We start from the raw sequence: 24660 nt of genomic DNA, 5'->3' as shown, positions 1-24660 counted from the left end.
ATTCACTCTTAGCTCCTGTTCAGATATGACATTCAGATCGCTTATTTCAATCCTCACGTTAAGTTTTGCTTCGTTTTCCGCACTGAGTTTTCAGCTGCCCACCTCCATGATCTCGGTGAAGAGTGGCTTTGCGGAATCGCCGGTGAAGTCGGCCCTGCTTCACCAGGAGACGGGCCCACTCCGCTCCCGGATTCTGGATCAATACCAGAAATGGAAAGGGACCCACTATCAGTGGGGCGGCACCACGCACCGCGGGGTGGATTGCTCCGCGCTCATGCAGCATCTGTTCAGCGATGCGGCGAATCTTCACTTACCGCGCACGACGAGCGAGCAGATCCATCGCGGTGTGCAGGTGGAGCAATACCGTCTGAAGGCGGGAGATTTAGTCTTCTTCCAGACGGGCCCGAACCGCAAGCACGTCGGTGTTTATATTGGTAACAGCCAGTTTATTCATGCCTCCAGCAGCCAGGGCGTAACGGTTTCAACCCTGACTGATGGCTACTGGCAGGATCGTTATATTACTGCCCGTCGTGTCGCGGGCAGCGCGGCCTGACGATATTAAATAATGTCATCAACAACGCCACCGTCGACGCGCAATGCCGCGCCCGAGGTGGCGGAGGCCTGCGTCGAACAGACATAAATCACCATATTCGCCACCTCTTCAACCGTGGCGGCGCGCTGGATAACCGAGCTGGGGCGGTTGGCCATCACAAACTCCTTCGCCAGTTGCTCCAGCGATTTGCCTGTTTTCTCGATCTCATCTTTCATCATTTCAGCGAAACCGTCCGACATCGTCGGGCCCGGCAGCACGCTGTTCACCGTCACGCCGCTTCCCGCCACGAACTTCGCCAGCCCGCGCGCCAGCGAGAGCTGGGCCGTTTTGGTCACCCCGTAGTGGATCATATCTGCCGGGATATTGCAGGCCGACTCGGAGGAGATAAACACCACGCGGCCCCAGCCTTTTTTCACCATGCCCGGCAGCAGGGCGCGGGAGAGGCGTACGCCGGACATCACGTTGGTCTGCCAGTAGCGTTCCCAGGTTTCATCGTCGGTGCCATAGAAATCCTGCGGGCCGTAAATTCCGGCGTTGTTCACCAGAATATCGACGTCGCTCGCGACCTTCAGCAGGGATTCAACCCCTTCCGCGGTGCTGAGATCGGCAATGGCGGCACGCACCTGCACGCCGGGCACAACCTGCTGCAGCTGCTGAATACCCTTGTTCACCGAGTCGGTGCTGCGGCCATTAACGATCACTTCCGCGCCACTTTCCGCCAGGCCTCTGGCAATGGCGAACCCGATCCCGCCGGTTGAGGCGGTGACCAGGGCCACTTTCCCCGCAAAGTCGATTTTCATCATCAGCTCCTTATCGTTTTAACGTTCGGACCTTAAAGCGTAGCAGGTGATGGTGACGGCTCCTGGCTAAAAAGACGCAGCAGCGTCTCGACCTGCTCATCCAGTGGGGCGAGGGTGCGTTTCACGATCAGATGCAGCGGCGTGGCCCGACGAACGCCGTGGCTCAGCGGGAGAATTTTTAGCACGCCTTGCTCCAGCTGGGGCTGAACGCGCTCTTCGGGCAGCCAGCCGTAGCCGACCTGAGAGACGACCGCCTCTATGGCGGCATCAACGGTCGAGAATGTCCACGACTCGCCCGCAGCCCGCGCGGCGTTCTGGCTGTCCGCTATCTGGATAAGCGGCCACGGGCGCAGCATCTCATCATTCAGCGGCGCGTCGAGGCTAAAGAGGGGATGCTGGTGATGCGCGACGGCGACAAAGTCGATATTCATCAGCCATTCGCCGAGCCCGGTAATGTCCTGGCGGCGGGTTAAGACCATCACATCGGCCTCGTTGTTCATGACATCGGTGCGGGTATTTTCAAGCACCTCCGTGAGGCGGACCTGAGTTTGCGGATACTGTTGCTGGAACTGGCGCAGAATGGCGAACAGGCGGCGGCGGGGGAAAATGGAGTCCACCACCAGATCCAACCGCGTGCGCATCCCGTTACGAAGGGTCGCCGCGCGCGTCTCGACGTACGAAAACGCTTTTAGCAGCGGTTTCACCTGGCTGAGAAGCAGTTCTCCGGCCGGGGTTAATACTGCCCGGCGCCCCTCTGGCGCCAGCAGCGCCACGCCCAGCCGCTCCTGCAGCAGCGACAGGTTATAGCTCACCGATGACTGGCTGCGGTGGGTTTCTTCCGCGGCTTTGGCAAAGCTGCCCGCGTCCACCACTTTTTCCAGTAAAGCCCACTGCTCCAGCGTCGTCTTGTGCATAACGTATCTAAATTTTGGATGAATTTGATTAAAACATAGCGTTATTCATTCATTTTTTGAAGGTTTAAGATCGTCTCATCAAAACGAAGGAGACATCTTATGAACACATTCGACAAACACGACTTAAGCGGCTTCGTTGGTAAACATCTGGTATATACCTACGATAACGGCTGGAATTACGAAATTTACATCAAAAATGAAAACACCATCGACTACCGTATTCACAGCGGTCTGGTGGGTAATCGCTGGGTGAAAGATCAGCGGGTGTATATCGTTCGCGTCGGTGAAAGCATCTATAAAATTTCCTGGACCGAGCCAACCGGCACCGACGTCAGCCTGATTGCGAACCTGGGTGACCGACTGTTCCACGGCACCATCTTCTTCCCACGTTGGGTCATGAATAACCCGGAAAAAACCGTCTGCTTCCAGAACGATCATATTCCGCTGATGAACAGCTATCGCGACGCTGGCCCGACCTATCCAACGGAAGTGATTGATGAATTCGCAACAATCACCTTTGTACGCGACTGTGGTGCCAATGATGAAAGCGTGATTGCCTGTGCGGCCAGCGAGTTACCGGAAAACTTTCCCGATAACTTAAAATAAGCGCGACAATTAACTAAAAAGAAAAGTTCCCGGTTATTTCTTCTTTTTAAGAAATAGCCGGGATTTTTTTTGTTTGTTGATGTCTGGTTTAAAATAACATTTTGTAAAAATTGAGTTGGATCACGAAATAAATAATTCATAATTATATAAGTGACTGTTTATAAATGAAATGATGGTGTTTTTGTTACGTCTGGAATACGCATCTTAATTTTTCCCTAAGAAATGAACGATACCTTGATATGAGTTTATGGTTCGTTGAAATAAACGAACAGGCAATTGGTTAATATCAAGCGCGTGCCATTCTTATTGCAAGGAAATTAATGATGAGTGATTTTTTGCCTTTTTCCCGCCCGTCGATGGGTAATGAGGAATTAGCGGCGTTGCAGGAGGTTTTAACCTCCGGCTGGATCACCACCGGGCCTAAAAATCAGGAACTTGAAGCGGCATTTTGTCAGCTGACGGGGAACCAGCACGCGATTGCCGTCTGTTCGGCGACGGCGGGCATGCACGTCACGCTGATGGCGCTGGATATTGGTCCGGGCGATGAGGTCATTACCCCCTCTCAGACCTGGGTCTCCACGCTGAATATGATCGTGTTGCTGGGCGCCACGCCGGTCATGATCGATGTGGACAAAGAGACATTGATGGTCACGCCGGAAGCGGTTGAAGCCGCCATTACCCCGCGTACCAAAGCGATTATTCCGGTGCATTATGCCGGCGCGCCGTGTGATATCGACGCCATTCATGCCGTCGGCGAGCGTCACGGTATTCCGGTGATTGAAGACGCGGCCCATGCCGCCGGAACGTACTACAAGAACCGTCACGTGGGCTGGAAAGGCACGGCGATTTTTTCCTTCCACGCCATCAAAAACATGACCTGTGCGGAAGGCGGTTTAGTCGTCACGGATAATGCCCGGCTGGCACAGCGGATCCGCAGCCTGAAATTCCACGGTCTGGGCGTCGATGCCTATGACCGCCAGACGCACGGCCGTGCGCCGCAGGCGGAAGTGATCGCGCCGGGGTATAAATACAACCTGGCGGATATCAACGCCGCGCTGGCGCTGGTGCAGCTGGGCAAGCTGAAAGAGGCCAATAAACGCCGTGAGGAAATCGCGCAACGCTACCTGCGCGAACTTGCCGATACGCCGTTCCAGCCGCTCACCATTCCGTCATGGCCGCACGTACACGCCTGGCATCTGTTTATTATTCGCGTTGATGAAGCGCGCTGCGGGATCTCACGCGACGGCCTGATGGCGGCGCTGAAGGAGAAAGGCATCGGCACAGGCCTCCACTTCCGAGCGGCGCATACGCAAAAATACTATCGCGAGCGCTTTCCTGATGTATCGCTTCCGAATTCGGAATGGAACAGCGCGCGTATTTGTTCTCTCCCTCTTTTCCCGGACATGACTCATGACGACACAACCCGCGTCATTACCGCGCTCCATCAGCTTGCAGGAAATTGATATGTTCAGCGCACCGCCTGTACAAAAAGTTTCGGTGGTCATCCCTGTTTATAACGAGCAGGAGAGCCTGCCCGAGCTGATCCGCCGCACCACGGCCGCCTGCGACACGCTGGGCAAAGCCTATGAAATTCTGCTGGTGGATGACGGCAGCAGTGATGATTCCGCGCTGATGCTGACCGAAGCCGCCCAGGCCGAAGGCAGCCATATTGTTGCCGTGCTGCTCAACCGTAACTACGGCCAGCACTCCGCCATTATGGCCGGGTTCAGCCACGTGACGGGCGATCTGATCATCACTCTGGATGCGGATCTGCAAAACCCGCCGGAGGAGATCCCGCGTCTGGTGGCGAAAGCTGATGAAGGCTATGACGTGGTTGGCACGGTGCGTCAGAACCGTCAGGACAGCCTTTTCCGTAAGCTGGCCTCGCGAACCATCAACCGTCTTATTCAGCGCACCACCGGTAAAGCGATGGGCGATTACGGCTGCATGCTGCGCGCCTACCGCCGCCATATTGTCGACGCCATGCTTCACTGCCATGAGCGCAGCACCTTTATTCCGATCCTCGCCAACACCTTTGCCCGCAAGGCAACGGAAATTCCGGTCCTGCACGCTGAGCGCGAGCACGGGGAATCGAAGTACAGCTTTATGCGTCTCATCAACCTGATGTACGACCTCGTCACCTGCCTGACCACCACGCCGCTGCGCCTGCTGAGCGTGTTCGGCAGCATCATCGCCCTGGCCGGGTTTACGCTGTCCGTCCTGCTGGTGGTGCTGCGCCTGGTCTTTGGCCCGCAGTGGGCGGCGGAAGGGGTCTTCATGCTCTTTGCCGTGCTGTTTATGTTCATCGGCGCCCAGTTCGTCGGAATGGGCCTGCTCGGTGAATACATTGGCCGTATCTACAACGATGTTCGCGCACGTCCGCGCTACTTTATTCAACGTGTTGTCCGTCAGGAACACAAAGCATCTCAAGAGGAAACCCACCCATGAAAGCCGTTGTATTTGCCTATCACGATATGGGGTGCGCGGGCACGCTGGCCCTGCTGGAAGCGGGCTATGACATTGCTGCAATCTTTACCCATCCGGACGCGGCGGGAGAGAACCACTTCTTCGGCTCCGTGGCGCGTATCGCCGCCGAGCGTGGTATTCCGGTTTATGCCCCGGACGACGTCAACCACCCGCTGTGGGTGGATCGCATCCGCGCGCTCGCCCCGGATGTCATCTTCTCGTTCTACTATCGCAACCTGATCTGCGACGAGATCTTAGGTTTAGCCGCCAAAGGGGCCTTTAACCTTCACGGCTCTCTGCTGCCCGCCTACCGTGGCCGCGCGCCGCTGAACTGGGTGCTGGTCAACGGTGAAACCGAAACCGGCGTGACGCTGCACCGCATGGTGCACCGCGCGGATGCCGGGGCCATCGTCGCCCAGCAGCGCGTGGCAATCGACGCGGATGAAACGGCGCTTGAGCTGCATCAGAAACTCTGCACCGCGGCGCAAAGCCTGCTGCGTGACGCGCTGCCAGCCATCCTCAACGGCACCTTCAGCGAGACCGGGCAGGACGAAAGCAAGGCCAGCTGCTTTGGCCGCCGCACGCCGGAAGATGGTCGCCTGGACTGGAACAAACCCGCCCGCCAGCTGCATAACCTGGTGCGCGCCGTGACCGACCCGTGGCCGGGCGCGTACAGCTTTGCGGGCGTAAGCAAATTTATCGTCTGGAAATCCCGCGTACGTGACGACATCCCGGCGGCTAAACCGGGCACCGTCGTCTCCGTCTCTCCGCTGGTGGTGAGCTGCGGCGAGCAGGCGCTGGAGATCGTCACCGGTCAGACCGACAACGGCCTGTACGTTCAGGGCACGCAGCTGGCGCAGTCTCTGGGGCTGGTGGCCGGGGCGCTGATCACCAGCGCGCCGGTGGTTGCCATCAAGCGCCGCACCCGCGTGCTGATCCTCGGCGTGAACGGGTTCATCGGTAACCACCTGACCGAACGTCTGCTCAGGGATGATAACTACGAGATTTACGGTCTGGATATAGGCTCTGACGCCATCAGCCGTTTCCTCAACAACCCCCGCTTCCACTTCGTTGAAGGGGATATCAGCATCCACTCCGAGTGGATCGAATACCACATTAAAAAATGCGACGTGGTGCTGCCGCTGGTCGCCATTGCCACGCCAATCGAGTACACCCGTAACCCGCTGCGCGTGTTCGAGCTGGACTTCGAGGAGAACCTGAAGATCATCCGCGACTGCGTGAAATACGACAAGCGCATCATCTTCCCGTCCACCTCTGAAGTGTACGGCATGTGTACCGACAAAAACTTCGATGAAGACACTTCCAGCCTCGTGGTGGGGCCGATCAACAAACAGCGCTGGATCTACTCTGTCTCCAAACAGCTGCTTGACCGCGTGATTTGGGCCTACGGCGAGAAAGAGGGCCTGCGCTTTACCTTGTTCCGTCCGTTCAACTGGATGGGGCCGCGTCTGGATAACCTGAACGCGGCGCGTATCGGCAGCTCCCGCGCGATCACCCAGCTGATCCTGAACCTGGTGGAAGGCTCGCCTATCAAGCTGATTGAAGGGGGGAGCCAGAAACGCTGCTTTACGGATATCAGCGACGGTATCGAAGCCCTGTTCCGCATCATCGAAAACAAAGATAACCGCTGCAACGGTGAGATCATCAACATCGGTAACCCTGAAAACGAGGCGAGCATTCGCGAGCTGGCAGAGATGCTGCTGGCCAGCTTTGAGCGCCACCCGCTGCGCGATCGCTTCCCGCCGTTTGCCGGTTTCCGCGAAGTGGAAAGCAGCAGCTACTATGGTAAGGGCTACCAGGACGTCGAGCACCGTAAACCAAGCATCCGCAACGCGAAGCGCTGCCTGAACTGGACGCCGACGGTGAAGATGGAGCAGACCATTGATGAGACGCTCGACTTCTTCCTGCGCACCGTGGAGCTGTCGGAACAGGCCTCATGAAAAAAGTCGGTTTACGCATTGATGTCGACACCTTCAGGGGAACGCGTGACGGCGTGCCCGGACTGCTGGAACTGCTGAGCAGGCACGGTGTGCGTGCCAGCATTTTCTTCAGCGTGGGGCCTGACAACATGGGACGCCACTTATGGCGTCTGGTTAAACCGGCATTTCTGTTCAAAATGCTGCGCTCGCGCGCGGCATCCCTCTACGGCTGGGATATTTTGCTGGCCGGCACCGCCTGGCCCGGCAGACGCATCGGCGCGGGTAATGAAGCGGTGATTCGCGAGGCGGCGCAGCATCATGAAATTGGCCTGCATGCCTGGGATCACCATGCCTGGCAGGCCTGGGCAGGCGTCTGGGATATCTCACGCCTGTCCCGTGAGGTCGAACGTGGAATGCTGGAGCTTGAGGCCATCATTGGTCAGCCCGTACGCTGCTCCGCCGTGGCGGGATGGCGTGCCGACCAGCGGGTGGTCAAAGCCAAAGAGCATTTCGCGTTTCGCTACAACAGCGACTGCCGCGGAACCGGGCCATTTTTGCCGCTGTTAGGCGAAAATCGCTACGGTACCGTGCAAATTCCGGTCACGCTTCCTACGTGGGATGAGGTGGTGGGGCGCGAGGTGAAAGCGGAAGAATTTAATCGCTATATACTGGACCGCATCCATCGAGACGCCGGTACGCCGGTGTATACCATCCATGCCGAAGTGGAAGGGATTGCGTATCAGCATGATTTCGATGCGCTGCTGACGATGGCCGCTCAGGAGGGCATCGAATTCTGCCCGTTGAGCGAGCTGCTGCCGGACGACCTCAGCACCCTGCCCGTGGGCAAAGTGGTCCGTAGTGAACTGGCTGGCCGGGAAGGCTGGCTTGGCTATCAACAAATCGTGAGTCCGGTCCCATGAAAACAGCCCGTTATGGCGTAGCGCTTCTCGCACTGTTTATCGTTTACTACCTCATTCCGGTCGATATCCGTCTGCTGTGGCAGCCCGATGAAACGCGCTATGCGGAAATCAGCCGCGAAATGCTGGCATCGGGTGACTGGGTTGTCCCGCATTTTCTGGGGCTGCGTTACTTTGAAAAGCCGATTGCCGGCTACTGGATCAACAGTATCGGGCAATGGCTGTTCGGGCACACGAACTTTGCCGTACGCGCCGGGTCGATCTTCTCCACGGGGCTCGCGGCGCTGCTGGTTATCTGGATGGCATGGCGGCTCTGGCGGGATAAGCGGACAGCCATATTCTCCGGCCTTATCTTCCTGACCCTGTTTCTGGTGTACGGCATCGGCACGTATGCGGTTCTGGATCCTATTATCACCCTGTGGCTGGTGGCGGCGATGTGCAGCTTCTGGCTGGCGTCGCAGGCTCAAACCGTGGCCGGAAAAGCGGGTGGCTATGTGCTACTTGGGCTGGCCTGCGGAATGGGGGTGATGACCAAAGGCTTCCTGGCACTGGCCGTTCCGGTGATTGGCGTGCTTCCGTGGGTCATCGCCCGGAAGCGCTGGAAAGAGGTGCTGATTTTTGGCTGGCTCGCGATCCTCAGCTGCGTGCTGATTGTTCTGCCGTGGGCGCTGGCCATTGCGCACCGTGAGCCTGATTTCTGGCGTTACTTCTTCTGGGTTGAGCATATTCAGCGTTTTGCCCAGAGCGACGCACAGCATAAAGCCCCGTTCTGGTACTACGTGCCATTCCTGATCGCCGGCAGCCTGCCGTGGCTGGCGCTGCTGCCCGGCGCGCTGCGTCTCGGCTGGAATGACAGACAAAACGCGGGCGGAGGGTTCTATCTGCTGGGTTGGGTGGTGATGCCGCTGCTGTTCTTCAGCATCGCCAAAGGCAAGCTGCCAACCTATATCCTGCCCTGTTTCGCTCCGCTGGCTATCCTGATGGCGCGCTATGCCTGCCTCGCGGCGGAAAAAGGCGCCAGAGCGTTACGCATTAACGGCGGCATTAACCTGGCGTTTGGCGTCATCGGCGTGGTGGCAGCGCTGGTGGTTTCGCCGTGGGGACTGGCTAAGCATCCGGTCTGGACGTCGGTTGAACTGTATAAAGTCTTCTGTGCGGTGGTAGCGTTCCTCATCTGGGCCGCGGTAGGCTGGTTTACGTTCCGGCAGAGCCAGCAGCGCTGGTGGCTGGCGGCGCTGTGTCCAGCAGGCCTGGCGCTGCTGATTGGTTTTGCCATTCCTAACCTGGTGGTGGACTCCAAACAGCCCCAGTCGCTGGTCGATACCGTGCGGGAGCCGCTGCAGGAAAGCCGATTCGTGCTGGCCAATAACGTGGGCGTGGCCGCGGGCCTGGCGTGGGAGCTGAAACGCAATGACATCACGCTCTTTGGTCAGAGCGGCGAGCTGCGCTACGGGCTGGATTATCCCGATGTGAAAGACCGTTTTGTCAGTGAGGACGACTTCGCGCAGTGGCTGGCAACGCATCGTCAGCAGGGGCGCGTGTCGCTGGTGATGCTGCTCTCAAAGCGTGACGATCTTTCACAGGCGAATTTACCGCAGCCGGACAATCTCTATATCCAGGGGCGTCTGGCCCTGCTGGAGTATCTGCCGAAGTGATGACCTGGACCTGGCTCGTACTGGCAAGCCTGCTCAGCTGCGCGGGGCAGCTGTGCCAGAAACAGGCCACCCGTCCGGCGAAGGCCGGGCGGCGTGGCGCGCACATCGCGCTGTGGCTTGGCCTGGCAATGCTGGCGCTGGGCGGCGGTATGCTGGTCTGGCTGGTGGTGCTGCAGCGTCTGCCCGTCGGCGTCGCTTATCCGATGCTGAGCCTCAATTTTGTCTGGGTAACGCTGGCGGCGAAGGTCTTCTGGCGTGAGCACGTTGCTGTGCATCACTGGCTGGGAGTCGGGTTCATCATCATTGGGATTATCGTGCTGGGAGGAAGCCTGTGAAAGGCGCGTTCTGGGCGTTATGCAGCGTGCTGTTAGTCAGCGCCGCGCAGCTGTTGCTGCGCGATGCCATGCAGGCTCTGCCACCAGTCAGCGATCTTCTGACGTTTATCTCTGCGCTGTGGCACGTCTCGCCCGGCACGGGCGCGCTGCTGCTGGGATTGACGGGATACGTGGCCTCCATGGGCTGCTGGTATCTGGCGCTGCATCGCATGGCGCTCAGCAAAGCCTATGCCTTGCTGAGCCTCAGCTATATCCTGGTATGGGGCGCGGCGATCCTGCTGCCCGGCTGGGGAGAAGGCTTCTCCTGGCGCGGGCTGGCGGGCGTCGGGTTTATTATGCTGGGTGTACTGGTGATTTTCCTGCCCCGACGTGAATAATCGACTCGGTGGTCAGGGTGTAAGGGGTTGCAGTACAGACGGCAAGGCTCAGAGAACCGAGCTGTAGCTGGCTGACCGCGTGCGACCGGGCCGTGCTGTCGATGCTGACAATCTGCCAGGCGCTGCCGCCACGCTGTTTCACAATCGCTTCTTTTCGCGTCCAGATACGCCAGAAAGCGGAAAGCCGTTCCTCAGGCGCTTCACGCTCCAGCTCGTCATGCTCTGTCAGGCTGAAAACGGCGTTGGCCAGCGCCTGCCAGTTCTTGCGGGGGCGAATCACTTCGATATCGCAGCCCACTTCACCTTCATCGCTCATCAGTAAGGCGATATCGTCACCGCTATGGCTCAGGTTGAACCACAGCGGATTCCCCTTCTCAAAGGCCGGTTTCCCCTGCTCGCCGTAAATGATGTCGGGGAGCGGGTGAGGGGATAATGTTCTGGCGAGCAGCGTCCGGCCTGCCAGCCAGGAGGCATGTCGTGCACCCTGAGGTGCCCTGTCTGCGAGCGTTGACGCCAGCGGGTCCGCGCAAAGGGTGGAAATTTTTCCCAGTACAAACCGGTACATAGTTACGCCCAGCGTTTAATAATAATCGAGGTATTGATGCCGCCAAACGCGAAGTTATTGCTCTGCAGATACTCGCAGTCAATCTGACGGGCTTCTCCCATAATATAATCTAAAGCCCCGCATTGCTCATCCGGCTGCGTTAAATTGAGCGTCGGGGCAAACCAGCCTTCGCGCATCATCTGCAGGCTCATCCATGCTTCCAGCGCGCCGCAGGCCCCCAGCGTGTGGCCTAAATAGCTCTTCAGCGAGGAAACCGGCACGCTGTCACCATAGATGGCGGCAGTAGCCTGGCTTTCGGCGATATCGCCGCGGTCGGTGGCGGTACCGTGCGCGGAGATATACCCCATATCCCGGGCGCTTAATCCCGCCATCGCCAGCGACTGCTCCATGCAAATCTGCATGGTGTCGCGCTGCGGCTGGGTGATATGGGCCGCGTCACAGTTAGTGGCAAAGCCTACAATTTCGCCGTAGATCGTGGCCCCACGCGCTCTGGCGTGCTCCAGCTCTTCGAGTATCAGGGTACCCGCACCTTCCCCAATCACCAGACCATCGCGCTGCGTATCAAACGGCGACGGGGTGGTTTTGGGTTCGTCGTTGCGCTGGCTGGTGGCAAACAGCGTGTCAAACACCGCCGCTTCTGACGGACAAAGCTCTTCCGCGCCCCCCGCGACCATAACGGTCTGATACCCGTGGCGAATCGCCTCCCAGGCGTAGCCTATCGCCTGGCTGCCGGAGGTACAGGCGCTCGACGTCGGGATGACGCGGCCGCGTAATCCAAAGAACAGGCCGGTATTCACCGCGGTGGTGTGCGGCATCATCTGGACATAGGTTGTCCCGGTGATGTTATTGGTGTGCTTTTCGGTGAGCATGGTCGCGAATTCGCTGACCGGGCCGGTGCTGCCTGTCGAAGAGCCGTAGGCGATACCGGTTTGCCCGTTGGTGAGCACCGCTTCGCCAATCAGCCCCGCCTGCTCCAGCGCCAGCTCGGTGGCGCGGGTCGACATCAGCGACACCCGGCCCATGGCGCGGATACGCTTGCGGGTATAGTGTTCCGGCAGCGCGAAATCGTCGATCGGCGCGCCCAGCAGGGTATGCAGGCCTTCGTACACCTGCCATTCCGGCATTTTACGCACGGCGTTTTCATACGCCAGCAGCCGGCTGGAAACAGATTGCCAGCTCTCGCCAAAGGCGGTCACGCCGCCCATGCCCGTAATCACCACGCGACGCGTCATAGCATTCCTCCGTTAATGGAAATGACCTGTCGGGTGACGTAGCCCGCAATATCCGACATCAGATAGCTGGCCAGCCCGGCGACCTCCTCAGCCTGGCCCATACGTTTCATTGGGATGATGGACATCGCTTCCTTCAGCGCAGCCTCCTCCATCTCAATCATGCCGGTATCAATCAGCCCCGGGGCAATGCAGTTCACGGTGATTTTGCGTTTTGCCAGCTCGATCGCCAGCGCTTTGGTGGCGCCGATAATGCCCGCTTTTGCCGCACTGTAGTTCACCTGCCCGCGGTTGCCCATCACGCCGGACACGGACGATAAGGTGATAATGCGCCCCCCTTTACGGGTGCCGATCATCGGCATAATGCAGGGGTGAATGACGTTATAAAAGCTGTCGAGATTGGTGTGGATCACGCTGTCCCAGTCGTCTTCACTCAGTGCCGGAAAGGCACCGTCGCGGGCGATTCCGGCATTGCTGACCACGCCATACCATGCGCCATAAGCTTCAATTTCCTGCTCCAGCACCTCGCGGCACTGTTCGCGGTTGCCCACGTCAAACGAGAGTAAACGACCGCTGCCGCCCGCCTGCGTAATGGCGTCCAGCGTCTCCTGCGCGCCTGCGGCATCACGGTGGTAATGCACGCCGACGGTGAACCCGTCAGCGGCAAGCTGGCAGGCGATGGCGCGACCAATGCCTTTGCTGGCCCCTGTGACCAGAACGGAACGACTCATGCGTGGGATCCCTGATTAAAAAGCGATGTTAATTCTTCTGCACTCGGCTGGAAGGTGTTGACCCGGCCCGTGGCCAGCGTCTCTTCATCTGCGGAAATCGTACATTCAAAACTGCCGAAGCGTTCGTCCTGCATCAGCAGCTTAACGGTAATGTCCAGCGTTAAGCCTTTGGCGAAACGCCCACTGGTGCAGACCAGCTCGCGCGCGCCGAGCACCATGCCCAGCGCGATATGCTCTTGCCCCTGCTGCTGACGATGCCAGCCTGACCAGACGCCAACGGTCTGCGCCATCAATTCGAGCGCGTACCAGCCCGGCAGGTCGCCATCGGCATTGAGAAACGGCGCCAGCACACTTTGCCTGTCAACCGCGACGCGGCAGACCGCTGTGTCGTCAGTGACATTCTCAACGGACCCCAGCAGCATCATGGGCGCCTCGTGCGGCAAATAGGCTTCGGGTGATAGATAGCTCATGACGCTCTCCCCAGCAGAATGCTGGCGTTGTTGCCGCCAAACGCGAACGAGTTAGACAAAATCACCGGCTTTTTCAGGGCGGCGCGCTGGTGCAGCAGGCCGCACGGCGCGAGCGTGTCGTCCGGGGCATAGCGGGAAAAATCCTGCGGCGGCAAGGGCAGATCGCGCGTCAGAATCAGCCAGCTCAGTGCCGCTTCGGTGATACCGGCAGCGCCCAGCGTGTGGCCGGTCAGGTGTTTGGTTGAGCTGCACGGCACGCTCTCCCCGAAGAGATCGTGTACCACCTGCGATTCAATCTGATCGTTGAGCGGCGTGGCCGTGCCGTGCAGGTTGATATAGCCGATGTCGCCCGGCTGCATGCCCGCTTCGTTGAGCGCCTGAGTGATAGCCCTTATCGCCCCTTCGCCCTGAGGATGCGGGGCGGAAATATGGTACGCATCGCTGGATTCGCCGGTCCCGAGCAGCGCCACGTCCGCAGGTTCCCGGCTCAATACCATCAGCGCCGCTGCTTCACCGATGGTGATCCCCCGGCGGTCGCGCCCAAACGGCTCGCAGAGCGTAGGGGAGAAGGATTCAAGGCTGTTAAAACCGTTGACGGGCATCCGGCTCAGGGTATCGGCCCCGCCGACAATGGCGATGTCCACCAGCCCGGCTTCAATCAGGCGTTTGCCGCCAATCATCGCCCGCGCGCTGGAGGAGCAGGCGGTGGAGATCGTATAGGCCGGGCCTTCAAGCTGCAGCCAGTTGGCAAGGAAGCGGGACGGATCGCCCAGCTCCTGCTGCGGGTACTGCCATCGCGTGCTGGTCTCGCCGTCGGTCATGCGCCTAACGTGCTCATCGCCTTCATCCAGCCCGGAAGTGCTGGTTCCCAGCACAACGGCCACGCGGTCGCGACCGACGCGGGCGATGGCCTCGTCAACGGTTGACTGAATCTGCGCCAGTGCGGCCAGCAGCAGCTGGTTATTGCGGGTGCGGTGTGCACAGAAGCTGTCCGGGATGGGCGGCAGCTCGCCTTCCACGGCGCCCAGTACCGCTTCGGGGGCTCCCTGCAACCAGCCGGCCCGGGCGTGCATACCCGGCGCCACGCCTGCCGTCAGGTTCGCGGCAATCTCGTCAGGCGAGTTGCCCAGCGCGTTGACCATGCCAACAGCGGATATATAGATCATCTCAGTCACCCAGATATTGAATGGTGATGTGGTATTTGAATACGTGTTGCTCGATGCTGATCGGCTCGCGCTTGCCTTTGCGCTGGAGGTAGACAATCTCCGTCACCAGCTTGCCGCTGGCGTTACGCAGCTCGCGCCGATCGCCATTGTCCGTCAGCGTCCAGCCCTTCGGCAACTGCGGCTGCCAGGCGCTAATCGGCCAGTGGCTGAGCATCACGTCGGCCAGCACCTGGCTGGCTGGCGGCAGCTGCGGCACGACGATGGACTGCTCGGTATGAATACCGTTCTCATCGTACGTTGCCAGGAACAGACGGATCCCAACGGAAGAGAGCCCGGCCAGCGTGACCTTATGCGCATCCGCGTTGAGCATCACCAGCAGGGACTGCGTTTGTCCGTTAAAGCTGCCGGTCAGCAGCTGCTGGGAGCTTACCGCCGGGCTGATGCCGGGCGGCGGGAGCGTAACTTTGGTGCCCGGCTGGAGCCAGGCCTGAGGCCGGGTCTCTTTAGTATCGGTCGAATGGCTACAGCCTGCCAGCAGCAGCGCCGCAGCCAGCGCAACGGCGCGATAAACAGCGTTCATTTACGTTTTCTCTCTTTCTTATCCGGCATTGCCAGCGGAGCCAGCAGGAAGGCGGTGAAAATCCCGCTCACCAGCACAATACCAAAGCTGCTGATGGCCTGGGTGGTGCTGAAGACGAGCATGCCCAGCGTCAGCAAGGTGGTCATCATCGCCAGGGTAATCGCCAGCATCGAGGTCAGCGGCGTACCGCGCGGGTTGCTGAAAAATAGCGTGTAGTTAATGCCAATGCCGAGCACCAGTACCAGCGCCAGCAGTGAAAACAGATTTAACGGGTGGCCCGTTGCGGCCAGGACCGCCAGACCGCAGCTCAGCGACAGCGCGGACGGCACCAGGCTTATCAGCCCCTTACGCCAGCCGAGGCGCAGCATCGCCCCGCAGGCAATCACCGCCAGCGCTGCAAACAGTAGCCCCGTCAGCAGCGTGCGGTAGAGGGCAAAGAGGCTGTCAAAGCTGGCTTTGCGGTCCACCCAGACGACGCCGTCATGGCGCGCGGCCAGCTCACCGAGCGCCGCGCTGTTTTTCGCGCCGTCCACCGGCACCAGCACGCCGCTTTCCCCGCCGGGCAGGGTCAGCCAGAGCAGTCGCCAGCCTTCGCTGGCCGGGCTGTTAAGCCACGCGTCCACGCTGACCGGCATGGCGTCCAGATTCGGGGATACGGCGTTGAGCCCGGCGCTTTTCAACACGTTCGTTACTGCCGGGGCAGCGTCGCGCAGCAGCGTAAGATCGCTTTTCTGGCGGGCCAGCGAGTTCAGCGGCAGGGTACGCCAGCGGGTGAGATCGCCCGCTTTTTGCGCCTCGGCCAGCGCCGGGGTGAAGGCTTCCAGCCGCTCCAGCGTTTGCTGGGGCGAAGCGCCGTGCACCACAAACCATTTCTGATCGACGCTTTGGCCGGTCAGGGCGGTAATGGCTTTCTCTTGCGCCAGAATATCTTTTGGCAGCGCCTGCAGCTGGGCGATATCGTCGTCCACCTTCAGGGTGCTCATCCCCGCGGCGGAGACCAGCGCCAGCGCGACGGGCAGGCCAACGGACAGTTTTTTACTGCGTCGCCAGGCGGCCAGCCAGTGCAGCATCAGGACCATAAAGGGAACCGGGCGCACCGGCAGACCCCGGCACAGCCACGGATGCCAGAAAATCACCGTCAGGCAGGAGGCGCTCAGCCCCACGGCGGCGAACACCGCCATCTGGCGGATCCCGGGGAAGGGGGCCAGCATCATAATCAGGTAGGCGGCGACGGTCGTCAGCAGCGCCAGCAGCAGCGCATTGCGTACCTTGGCCAGGCTCTGCCAGGGGGAAAGCTCCGCGCCGTGGACCATCCGTTCGGTCAGGTAGTAGAGCGTGTAGTCTGCGGAAATACCGATGATGCTCATGCTCATCACCAGCGTCATCAGGTGCAGTTCGCCAAAGAGCAGCAGTGTCACCGCCGTGCCCGCCAGCGCGCCGATGGCAATGGAGAGCACGCTCAGCAGCAGCGGGCGCAGAGAGCGGAACACCGCGACGATAAGCAGGAACACCCCAAGCAGGGTGGCGATACCCAGCGTCGAGACGTCGCGTTTGGCCTGCTGGCTGGCGTAATCGCTGTAGAACACGGTTCCGCGGGAAAGCAGTTGGGCCTGCGGGTAACTCGCTTTCAGCGTCTGTTGCAGCGCGTTAAGCGTCGTCACGAGCCGGTGGGTCTGCTGCATATCAAATGACGAGCCTGCCAGCTCGCCGTGCAGCAGGTACCAGTAGTTTCCTGCCTCATCTTGCGTGACCAGCCAGCCGTCCATCAGCCGCAGCTTCTGGCCGTTTTGCGCCAGGGCGAGCTGCGAGCCGCGCATCAGCATCAGCGGATCGTTTTGCAGCTCTTTGCCGCTGACGCCGGAAAAGGCCGAGTAGAGCTGGGATAAAATCCACTGCGCCTGCGCGTCTCCGCCGTTTTGCAGACGGGCACGGGTGGCGGGATCGATCAGGCCGTTGCGGTGCTGCCAGAAGAACTCTCCCCAGGCTTTCTGCCCGGCGGCGTCCATCGGGCCTTTGACCTCGCTGAGCGAGTGACTGTTTTGCAGCAGCGTCAGCCACTGCTGCGCCACGCGCGGATCGGGCTCTTTGCCGGGGCTGACCAGCCAGACCAGCTGGCGGTCGAGACGCTGCATAAACCCGTCGTTGAGCGCCGGCGGGATCGCCCCCAGCGTCTGCTTCGGCAGCATGGCCAGCACGCTGCTGTTCAGACGCGCGCCGGGCAGCAGTGACAGCAGCACGCCCAGCAGGATCAGGCATGCTGCGGCCCACAGAAGCGCCGGGCGCAGGGATTTACGGTGCGGCAAAGCGTTGGCGTTCGTCATCGGTCAGGCTGGCGGGCGTCAGTTGGTGGTTTGAAAGAGCGATATCGGTACGGTCGCCCTGCTTGTCGTTCAGGCGAATCGTCTCCAGATAGGTCGCGCCGCCCAGATCGAGGGAGGCAAAAATCTTGTCCAGCGGCGTCGTTTTTGGCGTAAGTACCAACGACCAGCGGCCCGCTCCCAGGTCTTTAAAATCGATGCGGAAGTTCTCTTCCAGCACCTTGCGGTCGGCCTGGAACAGGGCCCGCAGCAGGTGGTTGAACTGGAACATCTGCGGATTATTGTCGGCAGTGATAGTCTGCGGCGGCTGGCCGTTGATCGCCTGAATCATCCGCTTGTCGTCCAGCAGGAGCGTCATCGGAAACGGCGCTTTTTGATCCCACAGCAGGCCACTGTCGCGGGCGATCAGCATCTCGCCCTGCGAGCGCAGCGGCTGCGGCATATCTTTTATCGTGCGAATCTGTTCGAAGTGCGCGCGCACCACGGGCTGCTCGGTAAACCGCCGCTGCAGTTCATCCAGCGTCACGGCACTGACCAGCGGGCTGACGATCAGCGCCAGCAAAGGCAACCATTTCATGGTGTTACTCCCATTCGTTCAAACAGTATTGCCGGGCTGACAAAGCACATTTCGCGGGTGGCTTCTTCCACCGCCACCTGGATGGTGTACCCGGTGGTGGTGCGCTTGCCGGTCTGCGCATCGAAAATTTGATAGGCAATGCGCAGCCGGTTTTCATACTCTTCAATCTGCGCGCGGACGCGAATACGCTGCTCAAAGGTCACCGCATCGCGGTATTTCACCCGGGTGTCGACGACGGGCCAGACGTAGCCGGAGGCCTTCATCTGGCGATAGCCATAGTCAAACTGATTGAGCAGCGCCTCGCGGGCGATCTCAAAGTAGCGGAAATAGTTACCGTGCCAGACCACGCCCATCATATCGACGTCGTGGAACGGAACGGTGATCTCGACTTCAGTCGTAAAGCGGGGATCGGTCAGCACCCTTTACTCCTTCTCTCTGGACTCTGGCAGATGCCAGAAATCGAAAAAATTAAACCAGTCGAGCGGCGACATCAGGGCGTAATGCTCCAGCCGCTGCGCGTAGCGATCGACGGCATCCTGCAGCGCCTGCTGGCGTTCCCCGCGCGGCAGGATCAGCGGGTCGGCAAACGGTTCGCCGTGCAGGACAAGCTTGCCCTGCTGGCGCAGGGCAAAAATCAGCACCACCGGGCAGCGGAGAATCGAGGCCAGGATAAACGGCCCCTGAGGGAACGGCGCGGGCTGGCCCATAAACCGGCTCCAGATCACGCGCCACTCGCCGCCACGCTGCGGATTCACCGCGATGCGGTCGCCCACAATCGCGACCCATTCTCCGCGCTCAAGCTTCTCTTTGATGGCAATCGCGGTGTCCGGGCCGATGTCGGTGACCGACATTAAATTCACGCCCGCCTGGGGCGCCATTTCGCTCATAATCTGCTTAAAGCGCCGGGCGTTTTCGCTGAAGACCAGGGCATTGATGGTTTTGCTGCCGTCCAGCTGGGCCAGCGCCCGGCAGGCCTCTACGTCGCCAAGATGCGAGGCCAGCAGCAGCTTGCCCTGCGGCGCCGCGATATTAAGCGTTTCGCGCGCGCCGGGGGCAAAGAGCACGTCGCGATTAAACTTCAGCTCGCCGCGCCAGCTGGCAACTTTGTCCAGCATCGCGTTGCCGAAGCGCATGAAATGGAAAAAGCTGTTGAGCCGTGAGGGAACAGGCATGTCCCGCTGCATCAGCACCTGCTTCACGCGTGCAATCCACTGCCGCGAAGCCTGCCGCGCCGGACGCGCGATAAGCCAGTAGACGCCAATCACCGGCCACAGCAGCACTGTAAAGGCCCGCCGCCCCAGCAGCTGCCAGACGCGCAGCATCAGGCGCATGCCCCATAGCCCCTTGACCTCGTCCTGCTGCGCCCAGTGCTGGCCGCGTCGACGGAAGAGCAGGTCGGGAATGCGGGGCAGCATGCCGAAGAACAGCCGGGTATGCATCAGGGAGATCCGCACGTTATCTTTTAACGCGTCGAAGTGGGATAACCCGTCCTGCGGGTAGGTCACACGGGTGGGCAGGAAGACGCTGGAGTTGCCCTGCCAGTAGAGACGGACCATCACTTCGGTGTCAAAGTCCATCCGTTTACCGAGCGTTTCACGCGCGGCCAGCCGCAGCGTGGGCGAGACCGGGTAGACCCGAAAGCCGCACATGCTGTCTTTAAGCTGCAGGGATAAGGTCTCAATCCATACCCAGACGTGGGTGACCCAGCGCCCGTAGAGCCGCGAGCGCGGAATGGAATCATCGTAAATGGGCTGGCCGGAAATCAGCGCATCCGGGTGGCGCTCCGCCAGCGCCAGCAGTTTGGGGATATCTTCAATGGCGTGCTGGCCGTCCGCATCCACCTGCACGGCGTGGGTATAGCCCGCGCGAGCGCACTCCTCCAGCCCCCTGATGACCGCAGCACCTTTCCCGGCGTTTTGCCCCAGACGGATCAGCGTCATCTGCGGCTGCTCCGCCGCCAGGCGTTCGAGCTCCTGACGGGTGATCGCTTCGCTGCCGTCATCCACCACCAGGCACGGCAGGCCGAACGGGGCGAGACGTGACAGCACGCTGGCGATCATGGCACCGTGGTTGTAGCACGGGATCAGCACGCAGGGGCGAAAGATCACTGACATAGACGAATTTTCCCGCTGCTGGCGGTATGGCGCTCCGCCCCGGCGTGACGCTGGTAGCTGAAGGTCAACATCTGACGTTCGGCATGCCACTCAAGCACCAGCGTTACCGTAGTTTCCGGCAGCAGAGGGGCCTGAAACTTCACGTTTTGAATGCTGTGAAAGCGGTAGCCCGGCGCCAGTAACGTCGTGGCGTAGTGCATGACCCAGTCAAGCTGCGCAACGCCGGGCAGCAGCGGCTGTACGGCAAAATGGCCCTGAAACCAGAACAGAGACGCGTCGAGATGCAAAACGATCTCCAGCTTCTCCGGCTGTGCCTGATGGCGCTCAATTTCATGAATTTTCATGAAATAACTCCTCTAACTGCGCATAGACACGCTTGTTCATACTGTTTACCGGCATCTCATCCACAATCCGCCAGTAGCGCGGCACCGCGACCGGTTCAAGCCACGGCAGCAGAGCGCGACGCCAGGCGAACTCCTGCGCTTTTTTATCCTGCAGGTACCAGCGCTGACGAACCGCCTCATCCAGCACCAGCAGGGCGCCGATTCCCTGGCGGCCCCCGCGCGTGACCGGCAGCGCAGCCGCTTCGCAAACGCCGTCGAGCTCCAGCAGGCGGCGTTCTATTTCGTTAAGCGAGATGCGCTTTTCTTCAATTTTGACCACCCGCCCGCGACGACCGGCGATGCTGAACAGCCCCTCGCTGTCGAAGTGGAGGATATCGTCCAGCTGGAGTCCTTCAGCCTCATGGATCAGTGGCGACGTGACGCGACACGCTTCTTCTTCCTGATGGAAGCTGACGCCGGGGAAGGGCAGCCACGGCAGGTTATCTTCCTGGCGATGGCGCCAGGCGAGGATCCCGGTTTCGGTGCTGCCATAAATTTCATCCGGCCAGATGTTAAGCCAGCCAGCGGTGGTGGAGACGTCACGCCAGGGCAGCATTCCGCCCGCGGAAATCAGCATCCTGACGGGCGGCGCGGCCAGCTCGGTATCCAGGCGTTTCAGGAAGGCCGGGCTGCTGATGAACAGGTAATGCCTGTCATGATGAAGGGCGGCCAGCTGCTCTGCGTAATAGAGCATCGCGGCATGCAGCGGCAGGCCCATCGCCATCGGCAATACAATGCGGAATGTCAGACCGTACAGGTGTTGCGGTACGACGGAGGCGACAACGCTACAGCCAGCCAGACGCGCGCCGAAGCGGTCAGCCAGCAGGCGGGCTTCGCGATCCAGGCTGACGATGTGCTTAACCACCCGACGCGGCGTCCCCGTGGAGCCGGAGGTGAAAAGCTCAACAAAGCGGCTTTCGGCAATATCCGGCAGGGGCACCCAGTGGGCGATCGTCTGATGGCGGGAAGCCACCACAATCAGCTTTCCAGGGTAACCGAGGGGCCTGTCGCTCAGAACGCCGCTAAACAGCGACTGCTGCTCTTCAAGCAGCGAAATGCGGCTATGGCCGGGAATGACCGGCGTTTTACCCGCATGCAGCGAGGCCAGCAGCGCAACGATAAACAGGTAGCTGTTTTCAAAGCACAGCGCCCAGCGCTCGCCTTCCTGCTGACGCAGGGTGTCGACCAGCAGGGTCACGTCGTGGCGCAGCTGGCCCAGCGTCCAGGTACGATCGTCAAGCCAGGCGACGGGCGTGTCGTCAGGGCGGGGCGCGTTTAACCACTGGCCCAGCGGAAGGGGGTTAGTCATTGTGCATCTCTTTTTTTATCACCCGTTGACGCACCAGCCACTCTGTCGCCATCAGCGTTCCCATCAGGATGTAAGCCACCATACCGTTCCACAGCGTCCACAGATGCATGTCACCGTGCAGGACGGTAAACAGCGCCATCGCCCCGTTGCCGATGAAAAAACCGCACCAGACGAGGGTCACCTTGTAGGTATAGCGCACACCCTCCGGGGGCAAATTTGGCTCACGCAGGCGCGCCAGCCGTTCGACCAGCGGCATCGCGGTCCAGAGCGAACCCCCGAACACGGCCAGCATCACAAGATTGACGACCACAGGGTAAAACAGCAGCCACTGGTGGGTTTTCAGCAGGTAGCTTGCCGCGCAGAGCGCGATGCCCGCCAGCGCCACGCACTGCACCACATACCGCATCGGGCCGGTGTTCCGCCGCGCCTGTTGCAGCCGCAGCAGCAACAGCAGTGCCATCACGGGCAGCAGCCACGGCAGGCTGTTATGCGTCAGCCCATATCCAATCAGGAAGGGCCACGCCAGCAGCATCAGCCCCGTCAGAAGGGGGATAACCGGCAACGTCCGTCCACCACGCACGGTGTTTTACTCTTCGCGCAGAAGCTGTTCGACGGCGTCTACCACATCCTGAACGGTACGAACCGATTTGAAGGTTTCCGGCTTGATTTTCTTACCGGTTTTCTTCTGCAGATGGACAATCATGTCCACAGCGTCAATGCTGTCCAGCTCCAGGTCTTCGTAAAGACGGGCTTCGGGCGTAATGTCCTGCGGGTCGATTTCAAAGAGTTTGATCAGAAGGCCGCAGACTTCCTGATAAATGGTTTCTTGTTCGGTCATAGTTCACGTCTCAGGCGCGTTGGGCATGGATAAAGGACGCCAGGGTGGCGACGGAAAAGAAGTGCTGGCGCATCTCCTCGCTTTCGGCAGAAAGCACCACGCCATACTGGTTTTTCACCGCCAGACCGAGCTCCAGCGCGTCGATAGAGTCGAGACCCAGCCCATCGCCAAACAGCGCGGCATCGGTATCAATATCCTCTGCGGTAAGCTCGTCCAGATTCAGCGTGGTGATAATGAGATTCTTAATTTCAAGATAAAGCGCTTGCATCATTAATTCCTGACAAAGATTGAAGGCCTGATGTTAATCGATGCTCCAGATGCCGGTTTAACTGCCTTGCCGCCAGCGCCGGTTCTTGTTCATTTGCATCGTAAAATTCGTCGATGTTCACGCGATCGCGCACATCCACGGTAAAGACAGGTTTTGCGGGCGGTACGTCATACCAGCGGCTTTTTTTATCCAGCAGGTGCTCGCTGCAGTGGATCAGCACGATCCGCAGATCGCTGCGGCAGCGCACGGCGATATTTGCCGCGCCGCGCTGGAGGGCGATAGCCTCACCTGGGCGGGTACGCGTGCCTTCCGGGAAGATTAACAGCGTGTCGCCGTGGGCCAGACGCTGCCGGCTGGCAGCGAGCAGAGGCTCGGCTTCGCTGTTAATCAGGTAATCCGCCGCGCGGATAACGCCGCTGACAAAGGGATTGCGCAGTAACGCGCTCTTCACCAGACAGTCGGTTTCGGGCATCACCGACGCCAGAATCACGTAGTCAATTAGCGTTGGGTGGTTAGCCACCACCAGACAGCCCCGATCGCCGCGAAGCGCGTCAAGATTGTGAATGCGATAGTCCAGCACCCCGGTGCCGCGGGCAACGGTTAAGAAGACGCGGAAGCTGGCCGCAATGCTGCGGCGCGCCAGGCTACGGCGTTTGGCGCGATCGCGCTGAACAATCAGCAGCAGGTTGAACCAAATCAGCGACAGCAGCAGGCCGCCCGCGCCAAACAGCACGAAGCAGAATCCGGTCATCGCCAGACGCCATAGCCAGTTGATCCGGGCGGCCAGGCGGTTCATTGGCGCGCCCACTGCCACAGCAGGCGTTCGCCGGGCACCACAAACTGCCGTTCCTCGCGGAGATAGCGTTGCAGGAACATCAGGCTTTGCGGCAGAGTAGGCTCCTCGCCCGTGCTGCCGCTGCGGGTTTCGCACTGCCATTCGCTGCCGGATTCAATCACCAGCGCCAGCGCGTACGGCCAGGTGGGCATCTGCGGCGGCAATGCCGGGTGGTAAAATTCCGGCAGCGTGCCGTCAAAATCCACCAGCAAGACGCGGGAGTAGCCCGCCTGCAGCAGGCTCAGCACTTCACACAGGGCCTGCTGGAAGGTGTCCAGCCCGGCAGAAATGGATGACGAGACAACAGGCTGGCGAGCGGTAATAGTAAGATTGCCCACAGCGGAGTTGTGCACGGACATGGCGAAGTCGGTGGGCGAGACGGCCTGACCGGTTGCCAGCGCATGCAGAATACGGTAATTGCGCTCCAGTTCGCCGTGGCGGCTGGAATAGACGACGGCATCAACGGCGTGGCTTTGCAGCATGGCAAGACCAAGATCCACCGCCAGCTTACTGCCCGAGTTAAGGCGGCGCGCGGTCATCATGGGTAACGCAGTCAGCCGGGGAAGCGGGGCCGTTGGGTCTATAGTCGACTGCAGGCGCGACCACGCCTGCCACTCTGCGGCATCGCTTAGTCCTGGCGCTCTTGCCTGCCAGTCAATAATGTTCAGTGAAAATTTCATCTACGCGCGTCCGCGGAATACCGTATTCAAAGGG

General features: G+C 60.1%; 28 protein-coding genes. 9 read left to right on the top strand and 19 right to left on the bottom strand.

Translation table 11 applies throughout. The features are described 5' to 3' along the window. Positions 1-25 precede the first annotated feature (25 nt). Positions 26-553 carry an NlpC/P60 family protein gene (locus V1603_RS01615; protein ID WP_116342787.1) on the top strand — a complete coding sequence of 176 codons (528 nt, stop codon included), beginning with the start codon at positions 26-28 and terminating at the stop codon, positions 551-553. A gap of 5 nt (positions 554-558) precedes the next feature. Here the strand turns inward: V1603_RS01615 and V1603_RS01610 are convergent, their stop codons facing one another. Both V1603_RS01610 and V1603_RS01605 read right to left on the bottom strand, forming a co-directional pair. Beyond that, positions 559-1353 carry an SDR family NAD(P)-dependent oxidoreductase gene (locus V1603_RS01610; protein ID WP_163330665.1) on the bottom strand — a complete coding sequence of 265 codons (795 nt, stop codon included), beginning with the start codon at positions 1351-1353 and terminating at the stop codon, positions 559-561. A 32-nt stretch (positions 1354-1385) separates the two neighbouring features. Continuing rightward, on the bottom strand, positions 1386-2267 hold the full coding sequence (locus V1603_RS01605) for a LysR family transcriptional regulator (RefSeq protein ID WP_302220517.1): 882 nt from the start codon (positions 2265-2267) through the stop codon (positions 1386-1388). A gap of 99 nt (positions 2268-2366) precedes the next feature. Between V1603_RS01605 and V1603_RS01600 the strand changes: the two genes are divergently transcribed. From V1603_RS01600 to arnF, 8 genes are all read left to right on the top strand, one after another. Then, positions 2367-2873, top strand: a complete 507-nt coding sequence (locus V1603_RS01600; protein ID WP_061096823.1) for a phenolic acid decarboxylase — start codon at positions 2367-2369, stop codon at positions 2871-2873. A 323-nt stretch (positions 2874-3196) separates the two neighbouring features. Beyond that, a complete protein-coding gene (gene arnB, locus V1603_RS01595; protein ID WP_395313962.1) occupies positions 3197-4336 on the top strand; it encodes a UDP-4-amino-4-deoxy-L-arabinose aminotransferase in 1140 nt (379 codons plus the stop codon). A 1-nt stretch (position 4337) separates the two neighbouring features. After that, positions 4338-5321, top strand: coding sequence for an undecaprenyl-phosphate 4-deoxy-4-formamido-L-arabinose transferase (gene arnC / locus V1603_RS01590; protein WP_116342777.1), 984 nt, complete (start codon positions 4338-4340; stop codon positions 5319-5321). Beyond that, positions 5318-7300: a bifunctional UDP-4-amino-4-deoxy-L-arabinose formyltransferase/UDP-glucuronic acid oxidase ArnA gene (gene arnA, locus V1603_RS01585; RefSeq protein WP_192983761.1), complete on the top strand. Its 1983-nt coding sequence runs from the start codon at positions 5318-5320 to the stop codon at positions 7298-7300. Before arnC ends, arnA begins: the two co-directional genes overlap by 4 nt. Further along, positions 7297-8199 carry a 4-deoxy-4-formamido-L-arabinose-phosphoundecaprenol deformylase gene (gene arnD / locus V1603_RS01580; RefSeq protein ID WP_116342773.1) on the top strand — a complete coding sequence of 301 codons (903 nt, stop codon included), beginning with the start codon at positions 7297-7299 and terminating at the stop codon, positions 8197-8199. The genes arnA and arnD overlap by 4 nt, the downstream gene beginning before the upstream one ends. Further along, positions 8196-9851, top strand: a complete 1656-nt coding sequence (gene arnT, locus V1603_RS01575; protein ID WP_116342771.1) for a lipid IV(A) 4-amino-4-deoxy-L-arabinosyltransferase — start codon at positions 8196-8198, stop codon at positions 9849-9851. The genes arnD and arnT overlap by 4 nt, the downstream gene beginning before the upstream one ends. Continuing rightward, entirely contained in the window at positions 9851-10186 is a 336-nt protein-coding gene (gene arnE, locus V1603_RS01570) for a 4-amino-4-deoxy-L-arabinose-phosphoundecaprenol flippase subunit ArnE (protein WP_116342769.1), read from the top strand. Before arnT ends, arnE begins: the two co-directional genes overlap by 1 nt. After that, positions 10183-10563, top strand: a complete 381-nt coding sequence (gene arnF / locus V1603_RS01565) for a 4-amino-4-deoxy-L-arabinose-phosphoundecaprenol flippase subunit ArnF (protein WP_116342767.1) — start codon at positions 10183-10185, stop codon at positions 10561-10563. The genes arnE and arnF overlap by 4 nt, the downstream gene beginning before the upstream one ends. On the opposite strand, the gene acpT is transcribed toward arnF, so the two are convergent. Genes acpT through V1603_RS01480 form a run of 17 tightly spaced genes read right to left on the bottom strand, consistent with a single transcriptional unit; the run spans position 10520 to position 24626 of the window. Next, positions 10520-11128: a 4'-phosphopantetheinyl transferase AcpT gene (gene acpT, locus V1603_RS01560; RefSeq protein ID WP_116342765.1), complete on the bottom strand. Its 609-nt coding sequence runs from the start codon at positions 11126-11128 to the stop codon at positions 10520-10522. The genes arnF and acpT overlap by 44 nt on opposite strands. A gap of 2 nt (positions 11129-11130) precedes the next feature. After that, the gene (locus tag V1603_RS01555) at positions 11131-12360 is read right to left on the bottom strand and encodes a beta-ketoacyl-ACP synthase (RefSeq protein WP_116342763.1); all 1230 of its coding nucleotides are present in this window, start codon (positions 12358-12360) and stop codon (positions 11131-11133) included. Beyond that, positions 12357-13088, bottom strand: coding sequence for a 3-ketoacyl-ACP reductase FabG2 (locus V1603_RS01550; RefSeq protein ID WP_395313415.1), 732 nt, complete (start codon positions 13086-13088; stop codon positions 12357-12359). Before V1603_RS01550 ends, V1603_RS01555 begins: the two co-directional genes overlap by 4 nt. Beyond that, complete coding sequence (locus V1603_RS01545) at positions 13085-13558, bottom strand: 3-hydroxy-fatty acyl-ACP dehydratase (protein ID WP_233003189.1); 474 nt, start codon at positions 13556-13558, stop codon at positions 13085-13087. The genes V1603_RS01550 and V1603_RS01545 overlap by 4 nt, the downstream gene beginning before the upstream one ends. Next, positions 13555-14724, bottom strand: a complete 1170-nt coding sequence (locus V1603_RS01540) for a beta-ketoacyl-[acyl-carrier-protein] synthase family protein (RefSeq protein WP_166712548.1) — start codon at positions 14722-14724, stop codon at positions 13555-13557. The genes V1603_RS01545 and V1603_RS01540 overlap by 4 nt, the downstream gene beginning before the upstream one ends. 1 nt (position 14725) lies before the next feature. Further along, positions 14726-15304, bottom strand: coding sequence for a DUF3261 domain-containing protein (locus V1603_RS01535; RefSeq protein WP_116342755.1), 579 nt, complete (start codon positions 15302-15304; stop codon positions 14726-14728). Beyond that, positions 15301-17625 carry an MMPL family transporter gene (locus V1603_RS01530; RefSeq protein WP_395313414.1) on the bottom strand — a complete coding sequence of 775 codons (2325 nt, stop codon included), beginning with the start codon at positions 17623-17625 and terminating at the stop codon, positions 15301-15303. Before V1603_RS01530 ends, V1603_RS01535 begins: the two co-directional genes overlap by 4 nt. Beyond that, entirely contained in the window at positions 17594-18199 is a 606-nt protein-coding gene (locus tag V1603_RS01525; RefSeq protein ID WP_395313413.1) for an outer membrane lipoprotein carrier protein LolA, read from the bottom strand. The genes V1603_RS01530 and V1603_RS01525 overlap by 32 nt, the downstream gene beginning before the upstream one ends. Beyond that, entirely contained in the window at positions 18196-18618 is a 423-nt protein-coding gene (locus tag V1603_RS01520; protein ID WP_061096838.1) for a thioesterase family protein, read from the bottom strand. The genes V1603_RS01525 and V1603_RS01520 overlap by 4 nt, the downstream gene beginning before the upstream one ends. Before the next feature lie 3 nt (positions 18619-18621). Next, positions 18622-20313 carry a glycosyltransferase gene (locus V1603_RS01515; protein WP_395313412.1) on the bottom strand — a complete coding sequence of 564 codons (1692 nt, stop codon included), beginning with the start codon at positions 20311-20313 and terminating at the stop codon, positions 18622-18624. Then, on the bottom strand, positions 20304-20657 hold the full coding sequence (locus tag V1603_RS01510; RefSeq protein WP_116342747.1) for a hydroxymyristoyl-ACP dehydratase: 354 nt from the start codon (positions 20655-20657) through the stop codon (positions 20304-20306). Before V1603_RS01510 ends, V1603_RS01515 begins: the two co-directional genes overlap by 10 nt. Next, positions 20644-22005, bottom strand: coding sequence for an AMP-dependent synthetase (locus tag V1603_RS01505; RefSeq protein WP_395313411.1), 1362 nt, complete (start codon positions 22003-22005; stop codon positions 20644-20646). The genes V1603_RS01510 and V1603_RS01505 overlap by 14 nt, the downstream gene beginning before the upstream one ends. Next, positions 21998-22585, bottom strand: a complete 588-nt coding sequence (locus tag V1603_RS01500) for a hypothetical protein (RefSeq protein ID WP_395313410.1) — start codon at positions 22583-22585, stop codon at positions 21998-22000. The genes V1603_RS01505 and V1603_RS01500 overlap by 8 nt, the downstream gene beginning before the upstream one ends. 6 nt (positions 22586-22591) lie before the next feature. Next, the gene (locus tag V1603_RS01495; protein ID WP_116342741.1) at positions 22592-22843 is read right to left on the bottom strand and encodes an acyl carrier protein; all 252 of its coding nucleotides are present in this window, start codon (positions 22841-22843) and stop codon (positions 22592-22594) included. Between the two features lie 10 nt (positions 22844-22853). Next, positions 22854-23111 carry a phosphopantetheine-binding protein gene (locus V1603_RS01490; RefSeq protein WP_028014701.1) on the bottom strand — a complete coding sequence of 86 codons (258 nt, stop codon included), beginning with the start codon at positions 23109-23111 and terminating at the stop codon, positions 22854-22856. Beyond that, positions 23092-23907 carry a lysophospholipid acyltransferase family protein gene (locus tag V1603_RS01485; protein ID WP_395313409.1) on the bottom strand — a complete coding sequence of 272 codons (816 nt, stop codon included), beginning with the start codon at positions 23905-23907 and terminating at the stop codon, positions 23092-23094. The genes V1603_RS01490 and V1603_RS01485 overlap by 20 nt, the downstream gene beginning before the upstream one ends. After that, positions 23904-24626: a beta-ketoacyl synthase chain length factor gene (locus tag V1603_RS01480; RefSeq protein WP_116342739.1), complete on the bottom strand. Its 723-nt coding sequence runs from the start codon at positions 24624-24626 to the stop codon at positions 23904-23906. Before V1603_RS01480 ends, V1603_RS01485 begins: the two co-directional genes overlap by 4 nt. Positions 24627-24660 lie beyond the last annotated feature (34 nt).

It is taken from the genome of Enterobacter sp. ECC-219, assembly GCF_043966805.1.
GTDB lineage: Bacteria > Pseudomonadota > Gammaproteobacteria > Enterobacterales > Enterobacteriaceae > Enterobacter > Enterobacter cloacae_N.
The sequence above is the reverse complement of the archived record's forward strand: the minus strand, read 5'-3'. Positions and strand labels throughout refer to the sequence as shown.

What these genes read in the sequence shown, in the direction of transcription:
- V1603_RS01545 (WP_233003189.1), bottom strand. Translation starts at nt 13,558, where the DNA reads ATGAGCTATCTATCACCCGAAGCCTATTTGCCGCACGAGGCGCCCATG.
- V1603_RS01480 (WP_116342739.1), bottom strand. Translation starts at nt 24,626, where the DNA reads ATGAAATTTTCACTGAACATTATTGACTGGCAGGCAAGAGCGCCAGGA.
- V1603_RS01525 (WP_395313413.1), bottom strand. Translation starts at nt 18,199, where the DNA reads ATGAAATGGTTGCCTTTGCTGGCGCTGATCGTCAGCCCGCTGGTCAGT.
- V1603_RS01535 (WP_116342755.1), bottom strand. Translation starts at nt 15,304, where the DNA reads ATGAACGCTGTTTATCGCGCCGTTGCGCTGGCTGCGGCGCTGCTGCTG.
- V1603_RS01510 (WP_116342747.1), bottom strand. Translation starts at nt 20,657, where the DNA reads ATGAAAATTCATGAAATTGAGCGCCATCAGGCACAGCCGGAGAAGCTG.
- V1603_RS01530 (WP_395313414.1), bottom strand. Translation starts at nt 17,625, where the DNA reads ATGACGAACGCCAACGCTTTGCCGCACCGTAAATCCCTGCGCCCGGCG.
- V1603_RS01515 (WP_395313412.1), bottom strand. Translation starts at nt 20,313, where the DNA reads ATGTCAGTGATCTTTCGCCCCTGCGTGCTGATCCCGTGCTACAACCAC.
- V1603_RS01505 (WP_395313411.1), bottom strand. Translation starts at nt 22,005, where the DNA reads ATGACTAACCCCCTTCCGCTGGGCCAGTGGTTAAACGCGCCCCGCCCT.
- V1603_RS01540 (WP_166712548.1), bottom strand. Translation starts at nt 14,724, where the DNA reads ATGATCTATATATCCGCTGTTGGCATGGTCAACGCGCTGGGCAACTCG.
- arnT (WP_116342771.1), top strand. Translation starts at nt 8,196, where the DNA reads ATGAAAACAGCCCGTTATGGCGTAGCGCTTCTCGCACTGTTTATCGTT.
- V1603_RS01555 (WP_116342763.1), bottom strand. Translation starts at nt 12,360, where the DNA reads ATGACGCGTCGCGTGGTGATTACGGGCATGGGCGGCGTGACCGCCTTT.
- V1603_RS01550 (WP_395313415.1), bottom strand. Translation starts at nt 13,088, where the DNA reads ATGAGTCGTTCCGTTCTGGTCACAGGGGCCAGCAAAGGCATTGGTCGC.
- arnC (WP_116342777.1), top strand. Translation starts at nt 4,338, where the DNA reads ATGTTCAGCGCACCGCCTGTACAAAAAGTTTCGGTGGTCATCCCTGTT.
- V1603_RS01605 (WP_302220517.1), bottom strand. Translation starts at nt 2,267, where the DNA reads ATGCACAAGACGACGCTGGAGCAGTGGGCTTTACTGGAAAAAGTGGTG.
- V1603_RS01600 (WP_061096823.1), top strand. Translation starts at nt 2,367, where the DNA reads ATGAACACATTCGACAAACACGACTTAAGCGGCTTCGTTGGTAAACAT.
- V1603_RS01610 (WP_163330665.1), bottom strand. Translation starts at nt 1,353, where the DNA reads ATGAAAATCGACTTTGCGGGGAAAGTGGCCCTGGTCACCGCCTCAACC.
- arnD (WP_116342773.1), top strand. Translation starts at nt 7,297, where the DNA reads ATGAAAAAAGTCGGTTTACGCATTGATGTCGACACCTTCAGGGGAACG.
- V1603_RS01490 (WP_028014701.1), bottom strand. Translation starts at nt 23,111, where the DNA reads ATGCAAGCGCTTTATCTTGAAATTAAGAATCTCATTATCACCACGCTG.
- V1603_RS01485 (WP_395313409.1), bottom strand. Translation starts at nt 23,907, where the DNA reads ATGAACCGCCTGGCCGCCCGGATCAACTGGCTATGGCGTCTGGCGATG.
- arnA (WP_192983761.1), top strand. Translation starts at nt 5,318, where the DNA reads ATGAAAGCCGTTGTATTTGCCTATCACGATATGGGGTGCGCGGGCACG.
- arnB (WP_395313962.1), top strand. Translation starts at nt 3,197, where the DNA reads ATGAGTGATTTTTTGCCTTTTTCCCGCCCGTCGATGGGTAATGAGGAA.
- acpT (WP_116342765.1), bottom strand. Translation starts at nt 11,128, where the DNA reads ATGTACCGGTTTGTACTGGGAAAAATTTCCACCCTTTGCGCGGACCCG.
- V1603_RS01495 (WP_116342741.1), bottom strand. Translation starts at nt 22,843, where the DNA reads ATGACCGAACAAGAAACCATTTATCAGGAAGTCTGCGGCCTTCTGATC.
- arnE (WP_116342769.1), top strand. Translation starts at nt 9,851, where the DNA reads ATGACCTGGACCTGGCTCGTACTGGCAAGCCTGCTCAGCTGCGCGGGG.
- V1603_RS01615 (WP_116342787.1), top strand. Translation starts at nt 26, where the DNA reads ATGACATTCAGATCGCTTATTTCAATCCTCACGTTAAGTTTTGCTTCG.